Origin of the sequence: Chengkuizengella marina (assembly GCF_009910845.1) — a bacterium.
Taxonomy (GTDB): Bacteria; Bacillota; Bacilli; order Paenibacillales; family KCTC-33759; genus Chengkuizengella; species Chengkuizengella marina.
The window spans coordinates 63804-77120 of record NZ_SIJB01000018.1 but is presented as its reverse complement, the minus strand read 5'-3'; the positions used below and the strand labels follow the sequence as shown (position 1 = coordinate 77120).

Sequence of the window (13317 nt, the reverse complement as noted above, 5' to 3'; positions counted from 1 at the left end):
AATTCATCTACTCCGATCCTAAAAATTGTGACTCTGACATTCCTTTTAAATCATCTAAAAATTGTTGAAGGGCGGTACTTAAATATCGGTCTGATTTATAAATGACACCAACTGGATGACTAACGGCTTCCAATTCATCTACTTGAATCATTTTTAAGGTGCCCAATTTTAGTTCATTTGAAATTGAAGACTTAGAAATAATAGCAGCCCCTAGATTAATTTCAACCATCCTTTTAACTTCCTCACTACTTGTTAATTCCATGACGATTTGTGGTGTAATATTAAGCTTTTTAAAAATTTGATCCATAAACCTTCTGCCTGCTGATCCTGGTGAAATCATAATAAAAGGTAAGTCTTTTAAAGATTCTGCTGGTGTATGTCTTTTATTAGCCAAAGGATGTTCAGGAGAAACAACAAGCTCAAAAGTATCATAGTATAAAACGGATGTTTCAAGAGTAGGTTTTTTTTCAAATAAATAAGTAATACCGATATCAATGAAACCGCTCTCTACACTTGAAACAACTTGCGATGAAGGCATAGAATGAATAGATGTTTTAATAAGTGGAAATTGATTTTGAAAATAACTTAATACACGTGGTAATACCTGCATAGCTATCGAAGTGGTAGTCCCTAATTTAATATGCCCTTGTGGCGTTTCATTCATATCTGATAATTTTTGTTTTAATTCATCTACAATATTTAATATTTTAATCGCATGCTCTATAAAAAGGTTTCCATTATCAGTTAAGGTGATGGGTTGATTGCGATCAATGAGAACTGTATGAAATTCATCTTCTAAGCTTTTGATTTGAGCAGAAACTGCAGGCTGTGTTAAGTTTAAATAATCCCCAGCTTTTCTAAAACTTTTCATTTTTGAAAGAGCAATTAATGTATCTAGTTGATTAATATTCAACAGTTATCCCCCCTTTCTAATAGATAAAATTTATTATAGAAATAGAAAGTAATAAAAAGTTTATATGTTTTATTATAAGCAACCTTTTTAAGTGAAGCAAACCAATCCTTTGATTCAGAGGATTTTTTTTCTAGTCCCTGTATATTCTAGTCGTGCTTTGTAAGAAAATTCATGTACTTCATTATATTATTTCGTTATAATTAGCAAATAACATCATTCATTTTCCAAATTAAGGAGTATTTATGGATAAAAATTATATACACCCTTTTTTAGAGTCAGCAAGTAACGTCCTTGAGCAAGTAATTCGAGTTCGTCCTACCTCAGGTGAACTGGAGATCAAAGATGTACAATATCTTGACCATCATATTTGGATTTTAATTGGTATGAGTGGGCAAATGAAAGGAGAGATTCTATTTGGTTTACCAGAGCAAGTGGCACTTAAAATTGTTTCAGAAATGATGGGCGGATTTCAAGTAAATGAGTTGGATGATATGAGTCGAAGTGCAATTTCAGAATTAGGTAATATGATCAGTGGTAACGCTTCAACTTTATTGTATGATCGTGGTGTAACCGTAGATATTACTCCTCCTCAAATTATTAAATCTATTGAACATTTTGATACCCAGAAGGCATGGACTATACCATTAAATATAAAGGAAGTTGGAGAGTTTAATATTCAAGTATTAACTAATTAAATAACTTTTTTACGATAAGTTATCAGAGTCCGTTATGATAGCTTGATTTTTTTTATATAGAGGTTAATATGAAAGAATTAATGTATTAATAAATGGACAAAGGGATTCTTATCTAATAAAAATAGGGAGAGAGAATGAGTGCTAAAAGAAAAGGTTGTAGTCATTACTGGTGCCTCAAGTGGGATAGGCTCAGATATGGCGATACATCTAAGTTCTCATGGAGCTATTGTTATTTTAATGGCTAGATCCATGAATCGTCTAAAAATAGTATCACAAAAGTTGCAAAATCAACATGAACTTTACAAAGTTGATATTTCTTCAAGAGAACAGGTTGTTGAAGTTGTCTCTTCTGTATTATCAAAATATGGAAAAATTGATATCTTTATTAATAATGCAGGTTATGCAATTTTTAAGGACTTTATGAATTTGTCCATAGAAGAGATTGAAGAAATGATGAGAACGAATTATTTGGGGACAGTATATTGTTGTAAAGCTGTTATACCTTCAATGTTAGAAAGGCAATCAGGTCATATTATTAATGTGGCTTCAATGGCTGGTAAGGTAGGGTCAGCAAAAACGTCGGCATATGCTGCAAGTAAACATGCTGTTTTGGGATTTACAAATAGTTTGCGTCAAGAGTTATTTGGTACCAATATCATTGTTTCTACACTTAATTGTGGTCCTATAAATACACCTATGTTGGAAACAGCGGATGTCTCAGGCGACTACAAAAAAAACTTACCTAGTTGGTTTATATTAAAACCAAAAACGGTAACAAAAGCAATACTAGATATTATTGTCTCTAAACGAATAGAAAAAAACATTCCTTTTATTGCGAATGTTGGTTCCAAATTATTACAAATCTTACCTAAGTCAATGGAAAAGGTAGCTGTTAAAATTATAAATAAGAAGTGAAGTGATTTCACAAATAAACCTCCAATCTATTCAATTGAGCGAATGGACTGAAGGTCTAGTTTGTTAGTTATTTGTTTACACACTGATTTACTTGATTTACAACTTCCTCTGCTGTTAATCCATCCGCATTGATAACAGAAGCTTGTGTCTGGGTATTTGCCATACCCATCATATTTTCATCTTGTCCTGTTATGACACAGCACTGGCAGTTTTGCATATTGTTTTCCTCTAAATTACATACTTCATGTCCTTCATTTTGCAATGCTTGTTTAACATTGGATAAGTTGTCTTCTACAGCTACTTTTGCCATCATTCTTCCCTCCGTTTATGTAAGTTTCCCCATTAATGTTTCATATTGGGGTTTATCCCTTTCAGTATTTTGAACATTGTTAAATAAAAATATTCCCTTTCGTAATTTTGATAAAAAAAACTACAGGTATTATAATGGAAATCATAAATATAAACAAAATCGAGATGGGGTGTTGGTTTGAAGCCTGTTTTGCAATTAAAAAACGTTACAGGGGGATATAGTTTGAAAAGACCCGTCTTACATGGGTTATCTATAAATGTGAACCCTGGTGAAATGGTAGGGTTAATTGGTTTAAATGGTGCTGGTAAAAGTACCACGATCAAACATATATTGGGATTGTTAAAACAACATAAAGGAGAGATTTACATAAACGGGAATACATTGGAGAGCAGTCCGATGCACTATAGATCTTCATATGCGTATGTCCCAGAAAGTCCATTAATGTATTACGAGTTAACTGTAGAAGAGCATTTAAAATTAACGGCAATGGCTTATGACATTGATAAAAAGGAGTATGCGAATCGTGTAGATTACTTAGTTGATGAATTTCAAATGAGAGACAAGCTAACGAAATTCTCTGCTCATTTGTCTAAAGGAATGCGTCAAAAGATGATGATTATGAGTGCTTTTCTCGTCCAACCATCTTTATATATCATTGACGAACCTTTCCTAGGATTAGATCCTCTTGGTATTCGTTCATTGCTTGATTTAATGGTTAAAATGAAAGAAGCTGGAGCAAGCATATTAATGAGCTCCCATATTTTATCAACAATAGAACAATATTGTGATAAACTGGTTGTTCTTCATGAAGGACATGTCATTGCAAGTGGAAACTTAAGTAACATACAACAAGCTTCTGGAGTGGACAATGCCACATTAGAAGATGCCTTTTATGCTTTAGTTAAGGATGGAATTTAGCTCATGAAGATGTCTGTTTTATGGAATAAAAGGTTTAAGGATTTTTGGACAGAGGTGTCCCCTTATTTGAGATTTGTATTCAATGGGGGACTGATTGCTTTTATTGTTATTAGTTTTTCAATCGGAAGTATTTATTACAGGAGGTTTATAGAGAATCCACCAGTTGATTTTCCAATTCATTTGTTGTCAGCTTGTGTTTTATTCTGGTTTATTGCTTATAATCCAGTCCGCACTTATTTAAGAGAGGCTGATTTGATTTATTTAGTACCAGCAGAATACAAAATGAAATCATATTTCAATAAAGCGATACTCGTAAGTTTTATATTGCAATGTTTAGCTTTAATTATGATTTGGGTAGTACTATTCCCACTTTATTTAGTAACTAGTAATACCAATGGTCTAATGTTTTTTGTATTTTTGATTGCATTATTTTTAATCAAATGGATTTTTATGATTGGTTCATGGCAAGAGATTCAATTCAAAGCTGTCAGTCATAGGAAGGTGTATTCTTATTTTCGTTGGGTTATATCTTTCATTCTTGTATATATTTTATTCTCGTATCACCTACCTAAAGGAATGTTATTTATTGCTTTAGTTTTATTGACTTATATAGTTTCTTTTAGATTAATACCAAAATTTCATATAAATTGGGACAGACTGATTCATGTTGAAAAACAGCACAAAGCTAGGATTTATGCTTTTTTAAGTTGGTTTGTAGATGTTCCTCAACTTCCAAAACGAGTGAACAATCGTAAAACGCTTAGTAAAAGTGCAGAATTATTTTCAATTCAAAAGAGAAATACCTTTGTTTTTCTTTATTATTTAACATGGATTAGAACTGATTTATTTGGCATAGTTGTTCGAATGACTTTAGTAGGAATGATATTAATATTCTTTTTAACAAATGATTGGATGAAATACCTTTTTTACATAATCGTAATCTATTTATCAGGTATACAACTATCTTCCTTAAGACAATATCATAAAAATATGTTTTGGTTATATATCTATCCTTTAAAAAATGAGCTAAGAGTAGACGGGATTCTTAAGAATTCCTTTCGAATTCATCTCGTCATTATCTTTATGATTACGATACCTTTACAATTAACGATTTCAAATTTAACATATGGGTTTATTTTACTAGTTGTTAGTATTCTATTGTCTTATATGTATCATCAATCGTTGAGTAAAAAGATTTTCTCAAAAAAATAAAAATAAAGGGAATTGGTGGTCTTATCCAGCTTTTTTTCACAATCTTATGCATGATTTTGCAAAAAATCCTTCAAATAAGACCACAATTTCCCTCTGTTTGTTTGTGAAACCAACTTTTTGATTTTTTATAATTCACCTATGAGTTTATAATTTCTTAACCTAGTCTTTTCTTTGTTAGGAAGTCTCTATGATGAGAGATCCTCAATACCTTGGTAAATTTTGTTGAACAAATCTTCAAGATCATCTTCTTCAATACAAGAAAAAGCGACTCTTAAATCTTTTTCACCTAAAGCAATCGTACCAATTTCATATTTATCCAGTAAATGGACTCGTAATTTTTCCGCATCTATTGTTTTTAATTCTAAACACATAAAATACCCAGAATTAAATGGATAGTAATCCCAAACAGCTTGAAATTGTTCATTTTTCAGAATCTCTTTTACTTTATTAGCTCTCCCCTTCATAATTGTGTATTTTTCAAATTTTTGTTGTTCATATTCAGGTGATTGTAAGGCATGAAGAACAAAAGTTTGTGAAGGGTGTGAGCCGCTGGATATGGTAGCACGAATAATTCCCATTGTTTTCTGCTCTAAAGCAGCATTAACTGTTTCACTATTTGCAGCAAATGTAATAAATCCAACTCGAAAACCCCATACATAATCTTCTTTGGTTGCTCCATCAACTTTAATTGCTAAAACATTCGGATGGATATTAGCAAGCTGTCCAAATAAAGACTCGTGAATAGAATCTTCAAAGAACAATCCATAATAAGCATCATCAGTAACAACTACAATATTTATTCCTTCCTCAGCTCCAGCTAATATTGCATTGACAATGTTCTCACTGTCTTCTTGACTTGGTGTATATCCTGTAGGGTTATTTGGGAAATTTAATACAACAATGGCTTTTCCTTTATCTTTTTGAGCAAGAATAGCTTCCTTTAACCCACTTGCATTAAAGTTTCGATTTTCATTATAAAGTGGAAAGTTTACAGTCTTTGTTCCTCTACGGATTCCAAAAGTAAGTTCATAATTTTCCCAATTTTTATCAGGATAAATAACACTATCTCCCGGTTCTGCAAATAGATCAGACACTATGCTTATTCCATGAGTTAAAGCATTGGTTACAATAGGATTACTTATTTTTTTATTTTTAAGTGTTGGACTTTCTTTTATCATTTTTTCCAACCATACTTTTCTTAATTCAGGTTTACCAGCAGGAGGTGCGTATGGATAAATATCTTTAGGTGCATATTCTGATAATGTATTTTGTATTACTTTTAAATGCATTGGATTTTTGTTCTCTATAGCGATTCCAATCGTAGCATTATATTTTTTGGCTTTTTTTCCAGCTTCAGCAGATTGACTAATAATGCCTTCTTTAGGAAAGTAAATGTTTTTTCCTAGTGAGGATAACATTTCATATACATTTGTTTGTTTTTCTTCAATAGTTTTGTTCAGTGATTCTGCAAGTGGGTTCATGGACTCCATCCTTCCAATAAAATCTAATAAATTTTTGTGAATATTATAACACTTACAATAAAAAAGATGAACCGCTCTAATAAAAAGAACGGCTGATTATACAAATTCATAATTTATTAATTATTGCTAGTTTGTATACCTGATAATAAATGAATGTCAAACTTGTTTAATAATTAAAAAACCACTCATTGAGTGGTTTTTGTATCATATTTTAAAATTTGTCCTAAAGTTTCTCCCATTTTAATTTTATCCCCAATAAATTTTTCTTCCTTGTATTGAAACGAATCTTTTTCCATTAATAATACTACCGTTGAGCCAAATTCAAAATATGCTAATTCATCTCCGATTGAAATTTCATTGTCTAGGGATTCAATTAGTTGAATACTGCTTACATTCATAGCTCCAACTTTTACAAGAGCCAACTCTGTAAAATCATGCTGAATATAAGTGATGAGACGTTCATTTCTGCTTAATACCTTACGCATATGTTTTAGTCCAAAATCATTTACAGGATAAACTTTGCCAAGTATATGTTCATGTTCTACAATTTTTCCAGAAATAGGAGCATGTATTCGATGATAATCTGAAGGACTTAAATATAGTACGATATAAAAGCCATGTTTATATGTGACAGCTCTTGGTGAATCGTTTAAAAGTTCCTCTATGGAATAATCTTGTCCTTTTACATTAATAATTTGTCCATTCTCAATAGTTCCGATTCCAGTAATTTTAGCATCAACAGGGCTAACAACAATGTTGTCATCTTGTTTAATTTTCCTGGCTCCTTCTTTTAACCGTCTAGTAAAAAAATCATTTAATGATACATACTCATTTATATGTTTTTCCGCTTCATTTATATTAATTCCGTAAGTTTTGGCAAAACGAGGGATTAATTTTGTACTTATTTTTGATTTTGCAAATTGACCCGTTAATCTTGAAATTGTTTTTCTAGAAGAAAGTTCTGTCAATAAGCGAAAAATTGTTTTCATTGTTTATTTTTCCACCACATTTCTTTGATCATTATGAAAATGAAAGCGACCTTCCTATGGTCGCTCATATGAAAACAACAAATGATAACAAAATTGAAAAGTCTAGTATTATATTATCACACTAAGGAATTGTTTAATAGTGAAAATTAAATTCATGATCTTGATTTGAATAGTATAGGTTGAACATTATTTTTCCATTATTACCAATAGTTATACCGAATGCTGAATTTGGTTTCACCATACAATATAAATGTTTAGTTATTGCAAAAAAATGATAGTAATGGGTGGTGATCATATGCGATGGATGATGGGATTACGAAACATGCTGCGAAGACGAGGGGTGTTGATGTCCCTAATCGCAGTATCTGCTGGGGCTGCAGCATTTGGAGCATCCCGCCGCAAAATGAAAAATACTGCTGGGGAGAAGTTTATAAGTAGATTTTTAAAATAAAGTGATTTGTTTTTTCATGTGAATTCGTGCTCGTCTAATTTAAGACGGGTTTTTTTTATAAACTTAAGAATGAAAAATTTGGCTTAAGAACAACTATTATCTGATATATAAAGGGTTTATCTTCATCAAACCGAATATATTGTGTGAGGTTATTATTTAATCATACAGAGATGAGTGGTGAGATAATTGTCAATCCAAGGTCAAAAAGTATTACCAGCTATTCGTACATTAAAAGATTTTGAGCTAATGATAAAAAGCGAATACGAGTATGGTGTTTTTTTGGATTTGCATATTTCAAGACTGAAGGAAGTTTATCGTATGGCAAATCATCATAAGAAAAAAATGTTTTTACATGCAGACCTTATTCAAGGTTTAAAAAATGATGAATATGCTGCTGAGTATTTGTGTCAGGAATTTAAGCCTGCTGGTTTAATTTCCACTAGGTCAAAAGTGATTTCAAAAGCAAAACAAAAAGGCGTAATTGCGATTCAAAGATTATTTTTACTAGATACTAATGCTCTTGAAAAAAGTTATTCATTAATAGAAATTATAAAACCTGATTTCATTGAAGTTTTGCCAGGAATCATTCCACGAATGATCAGAGAAGTGAACGAGAAAACAGGCATTCCGGTATTTGCAGGTGGTTTAATAAAAACGATAGATGATGTAAATTGTGCTTTAGCAGCAGGCGCTGTAGCGGTCACAACTTCAGATAAATTCATTTGGAGAAACTATGAAACAAATATTTGAAACACATAACGACAATCCAATGTTTCTTTAAATAATTATGACAGCAAAATGATTTAAAAAATTGAATTTATATGGTATTATTATTCTAAGTTAATAAATAGGTTGGAGATCAGGAGAGACCACATCACATTATGGATGAATCCATAGTGTATGTGGTCTTTTTCTATTTTTTGGGAGGGACAACATGGATAATCTATTTTCGAGCTTGAACAGGCATAACAAGCTAATTAAAATGAGTGAGGAAACACAGGACTTACTTATTATAGGTGGAGGAATTACCGGTTGTGGAATTGCCTTAGATGCAGCTACAAGAGGGATGAAAACAGCACTGGTTGAAATGCAGGACTTTGGAGCTGGAACATCAAGTCGATCTACAAAGTTGGTTCATGGCGGACTGCGTTATTTAAAACAATTAGAAATAGGAATTGTTCATGAAGTGGGTAAGGAGCGAGCTATCGTATATGAGAATGGACCTCATGTAACAACTCCACAATGGATGTTGTTACCGATTTATAAAGGAGGAACCTTTGGTAAATTCAGTACTTCAATCGGATTAAAAGTATATGATTATTTAGCAAAAGTAAAGAAATCAGAAAGAAGGAGAATGTTATCTTCTAAAGAAACCTTGGAGAAGGAGCCTTTAATTAAAAAAAAGGGACTAAAAGGCGGTGGATATTATGTTGAATATCGGACTGATGATGCCAGATTAACGATTGAGGTAATCAAAGAAGCGAGTAAGCATGGTGCAAATGCAGTAAACTACACGAAAGTTGACAAATTGATTTATGATAACAATGGAAAAGTGACGGGAGCACAAGTGCGTGAGATTGATTCAGGAAAAACATTTAAAATTTATGCAAAAAAAGTCGTTAATGCAACAGGTCCGTGGGTTGACAATATTCGTACAATGGATAAGTCCGTAGATAATAAAAAATTGACTTTATCAAAAGGGGCACATTTGGTTATTGATCGAAATATTTTCCCCTTAAAACAACCGATTTATTTTGATACTAAAGACGGTCGAATGGTTTTTGCAATTCCAAGAGATGGAAAGACTTATGTAGGCACAACAGATACAGTTTACTCAGGGGATATATCAGATCCTCAATTGACAGTAGAAGACAGAGATTATATTATTGGTGTCATTCATTATATGTTCCCTGAAGTCAAGATAACTGAGAAAGATATTGAATCTAGTTGGGCGGGTGTAAGACCGTTAATTTATGAAAATGGCAAAAATCCTTCTGAGATATCCCGTAAAGATGAGATTTGGCAATCTCAATCAGGATTAATTACTATAGCTGGTGGGAAATTAACAGGTTATCGGAAAATGGCTGAAACGGTTGTTGATATCGTTGCAAAATATTTTCATGATAAAGAAAAGAGAACTTTTTTGAAGTGCAAAACCAAACATGTGTCTATCTCTGGGGGACATGTTGGAGGAGCAAGACATCTAACATCATTTATACGTATTAAAGAAAAGGAATCGCAGCACTATGGATTTACAAAATCACAAGGGAATCATCTCATTCGTTTGTATGGTTCTAATATAGATACTTTATTTAAATTGACAGAACATTATAAGAGCCAATATCAATACGATTTTAAATTACCATTGGATGTATTTGTACAGGTTTTATATGGAATTCAATATGAAATGGTTACAAAACCTGTTGATTTCTTTATAAGAAGAACAGGAGCACTATTTTTTGATATTCATTGGGTACGAAAGTGGAAACAGCCTGTAATTGAATACATGGCTTCCATTTTTAATTGGTCTTCTGAACAAAAGTCTAAGCATTTTGAAGAGTTAGAATATCAATTACATGCTGCTCAATTTCCTCAAACAAGGTAAACAATCTTAAGAATAAACAAACCTCTATCCTCATTTTTATTGAAATGAGATTAGAGGTTTTTGTTTATAATAAGCTCTAATCTAATTGAAAAATAGTTCATTTGTGACAAAAGTCACAGCCTTTTAAAACACGTAATTTTATAATTAATTTATAAACAAGCAAGTTAAACAAAATAATAAAATATATGGAACCAATTAAGAGGAGGAGTGGAACTCATGGCTATGAAAGAAAAGAAAGTACAACAGCAAGATTCCGCAAAAAAAGAAGTTGATTTATTAGTACAGCGTGCTAAAAAATCACAGAAAGAATTTTTAAAACTAAACCAAGAAGAAGTGGATAATATTGTCCAACAAATGGCATTAGCAGGATTAGATCGTCATATGGAATTGGCAAAACTGGCCGTTCAAGAAACAGGAAGAGGCGTTTATGAGGATAAAATTACAAAAAATATTTTTGCTACTGAATATATATATCACAGTATTAAGTATGACAAAACGGTAGGTGTTATTGAAGAAAATGCTTATGAAAATTTTCAAAAAGTAGCTGAACCTGTAGGAGTAATCGCAGGCGTTACACCAGTTACCAACCCAACTTCAACAACGATGTTTAAATCATTAATTTCAATTAAAACAAGAAACCCTATTATATTCGCTTTCCATCCATCTGCACAAAGATGTAGCAGAGAGGCTGCAAAAACACTTCTAAAAGCAGCAATAAAAGCAGGTGCACCTGAAAATTGCATCCAATGGATTGACAACCCTTCACTTGAAGCAACTGGATTATTAATGAATCATCCTGACGTTGCGTTAGTTTTAGCTACTGGAGGATCTTCTATGGTCAAAGCAGCTTACAGTACTGGTAAACCTGCACTTGGTGTTGGACCTGGTAATGTTCCTTGTTTTATTGAAAAAACAGCAAATATCAAACAGGCGGCTACAGACTTAATTCTTTCTAAATCTTTTGATAATGGCATGATATGCGCTTCTGAGCAAGCTGTAATTATTGAAGAGCCCATTTATCAAGAGACTACCACATTTATGAAGGATATGGGCTGCTATTTTCTAAATGAAGAAGAAACTGCTAAAGTATCAAAATTAGTAATTAATCCTGAGAAATGTGCAGTTAATGCTGTGATAGTAGGTCAATCTGCATATAAGATTGCTGACATGGCAGGTTTGAAAGTACCGAAGGATACAAAAGTTTTAGTTGCTGAATTAGATGGAGTTGGAGATAAATATCCATTGTCAGCTGAAAAATTAAGTCCTGTGCTAGCTTGTTATAAAGTGAAGAATGCTAAAGAAGGGATTCAACGTGCAGCTGAAGTAGTTTCTTATGGAGGTATGGGTCACTCCTCTGTTATCCATTCAGCAAATCAAGATGTTATAAATGATTTTTCCGCAGTATTACAAACAGGGCGTGTGATCGTAAATTCTCCATCTACACATGGAGCAATTGGAGATATATACAATACTAATCTTCCATCTTTAACTCTTGGTTGTGGAAGTTATGGTAATAACAGTACAACATCTAATGTTTCTGCGGTGAACTTAATCAATGTTAAAAGAGTGGCACATAGAACAGTAAATATGCAATGGTTCAAAGTACCAAACAAAATTTATTTTGAAAAAGGTGCCACTCAATATTTAGCTAAAATGCCTGATATTACAAGAGTCATGGTCGTTACAGATGAAATGATGGTGAAGCTTGGATACGTTGAAAAAGTAGAATATTATCTACGTAAACGACAAATACCTGTTCACATCGAGGTTTTCTCAGATGTTGAACCTGATCCATCTGTAGACACAGTAGAGCGGGGTACAGCGATGATGAATAGCTTCAAACCAGACTGTATTATCGCACTTGGTGGCGGTTCTCCAATGGATGCAGCTAAAGCAATGTGGTTATTTTATGAATATCCAGATACAAATTTCAACTCTTTAAAACAAAAATTCTTAGATATTAGAAAAAGAGTTTACAAATATCCACGTTTAGGTAAAAAAGCTAAATTTGTAGGGATTCCAACAACGTCTGGAACAGGTTCTGAAGTGACTTCATTTGCTGTTATTACAGACAAAGAACAAGGGAATACAAAATATCCGTTAGCGGATTATGAACTAACACCAGATGTTGCGATTATTGATCCTGATTATGTTTTAAGCTTACCTAAAACTGCTGTAGCTGATACAGGAATGGATGTTTTAACACATGCTATTGAAGCTTATGTATCAGTCATGGCAAATGATTATACTGATGGGTTGGCTATGAAAGCAATACAACTTGTATTTGAACATCTTGAAAATTCTTATAAAGTGGGGGACGCATTATCTAGAGAGAAAATGCATAATGCATCTACGATCGCTGGTATGGCCTTTGCGAATGCTTTTCTAGGAATTAATCACAGTTTAGCACATAAGTGGGGTGGTGAGTTCCACACGGCTCATGGTAGAACAAATGCAATTTTACTACCTCATGTTATAAGATATAACGCAACAAAACCAACGAAGTTTGCATCATTTCCTAAATATGATCATTATGTTGCAGATGAAAGGTATGCTGAAATTGCAAGAACGTTAGGACTACCAGCAAGCACAACAGAAGAAGGAGTTAATAGTTTAATTCATGCAATTCGCAAATTAAATAAAACATTAGATATACCAGAGAAATTTAAAGATGTAAATGTTAATCCTACTGAATTTGAAGCAAAAGCAAACTATTTAGCAGACCGTGCCTTTGAAGATCAATGTACAACTGCCAATCCTAAAATGCCATTAGTTACTGAATTAGCTGAAATTTACAGAAAAGCGTATTATGGAAAATTTGAATAAAA

12 protein-coding genes are annotated in these 13317 nt (G+C 32.5%); 8 read left to right on the top strand and 4 right to left on the bottom strand.

Features of this window, described 5'->3' with window-relative positions; genetic code table 11:
- Positions 1-7: 7 nt before the first annotated feature.
- Complete coding sequence (locus ERL59_RS07745; RefSeq protein WP_160645630.1) at positions 8-913, bottom strand: LysR family transcriptional regulator; 906 nt, start codon at positions 911-913, stop codon at positions 8-10.
- 242 nt (positions 914-1155) lie between these two features.
- On the opposite strand from ERL59_RS07745, the gene ERL59_RS07740 reads away from it, so the two are divergent.
- Together ERL59_RS07740 and ERL59_RS07735 are read left to right on the top strand one after the other, a co-directional pair.
- The gene (locus ERL59_RS07740) at positions 1156-1608 is read left to right on the top strand and encodes a chemotaxis protein CheX (protein ID WP_160645629.1); all 453 of its coding nucleotides are present in this window, start codon (positions 1156-1158) and stop codon (positions 1606-1608) included.
- Between the two features lie 138 nt (positions 1609-1746).
- Positions 1747-2523: an SDR family NAD(P)-dependent oxidoreductase gene (locus tag ERL59_RS07735; RefSeq protein WP_328699916.1), complete on the top strand. Its 777-nt coding sequence runs from the start codon at positions 1747-1749 to the stop codon at positions 2521-2523.
- A 67-nt stretch (positions 2524-2590) separates the two neighbouring features.
- On the opposite strand, the gene ERL59_RS07730 is transcribed toward ERL59_RS07735, so the two are convergent.
- Positions 2591-2833, bottom strand: a complete 243-nt coding sequence (locus ERL59_RS07730; RefSeq protein WP_160645628.1) for a YkuS family protein — start codon at positions 2831-2833, stop codon at positions 2591-2593.
- 177 nt (positions 2834-3010) lie between these two features.
- On the opposite strand from ERL59_RS07730, the gene ERL59_RS07725 reads away from it, so the two are divergent.
- Both ERL59_RS07725 and ERL59_RS07720 read left to right on the top strand, forming a co-directional pair.
- Positions 3011-3751 (top strand): ABC transporter ATP-binding protein, encoded by a 741-nt coding sequence (locus ERL59_RS07725; RefSeq protein ID WP_160645627.1) that lies wholly within the window; start codon positions 3011-3013, stop codon positions 3749-3751.
- A gap of 3 nt (positions 3752-3754) precedes the next feature.
- Complete coding sequence (locus tag ERL59_RS07720; RefSeq protein ID WP_160645626.1) at positions 3755-4963, top strand: ABC transporter permease; 1209 nt, start codon at positions 3755-3757, stop codon at positions 4961-4963.
- 185 nt (positions 4964-5148) lie between these two features.
- On the opposite strand, the gene ERL59_RS07715 is transcribed toward ERL59_RS07720, so the two are convergent.
- Positions 5149-6444, bottom strand: coding sequence for an aminotransferase class I/II-fold pyridoxal phosphate-dependent enzyme (locus ERL59_RS07715; RefSeq protein ID WP_160645625.1), 1296 nt, complete (start codon positions 6442-6444; stop codon positions 5149-5151).
- A 185-nt stretch (positions 6445-6629) separates the two neighbouring features.
- Positions 6630-7433: an archaetidylserine decarboxylase gene (gene asd, locus ERL59_RS07710; RefSeq protein WP_160645624.1), complete on the bottom strand. Its 804-nt coding sequence runs from the start codon at positions 7431-7433 to the stop codon at positions 6630-6632.
- 295 nt (positions 7434-7728) lie between these two features.
- Between asd and ERL59_RS07705 the strand changes: the two genes are divergently transcribed.
- From ERL59_RS07705 to adhE, 4 genes are all read left to right on the top strand, one after another.
- Positions 7729-7884: a hypothetical protein gene (locus ERL59_RS07705; protein WP_160645623.1), complete on the top strand. Its 156-nt coding sequence runs from the start codon at positions 7729-7731 to the stop codon at positions 7882-7884.
- A gap of 186 nt (positions 7885-8070) precedes the next feature.
- Positions 8071-8634 carry a glycerol-3-phosphate responsive antiterminator gene (locus ERL59_RS07700; RefSeq protein WP_160645622.1) on the top strand — a complete coding sequence of 188 codons (564 nt, stop codon included), beginning with the start codon at positions 8071-8073 and terminating at the stop codon, positions 8632-8634.
- A 184-nt stretch (positions 8635-8818) separates the two neighbouring features.
- On the top strand, positions 8819-10489 hold the full coding sequence (locus ERL59_RS07695) for a glycerol-3-phosphate dehydrogenase/oxidase (protein WP_160645621.1): 1671 nt from the start codon (positions 8819-8821) through the stop codon (positions 10487-10489).
- Between the two features lie 216 nt (positions 10490-10705).
- Positions 10706-13315: a bifunctional acetaldehyde-CoA/alcohol dehydrogenase gene (gene adhE, locus ERL59_RS07690; protein WP_160645620.1), complete on the top strand. Its 2610-nt coding sequence runs from the start codon at positions 10706-10708 to the stop codon at positions 13313-13315.
- Positions 13316-13317: the final 2 nt, after the last annotated feature.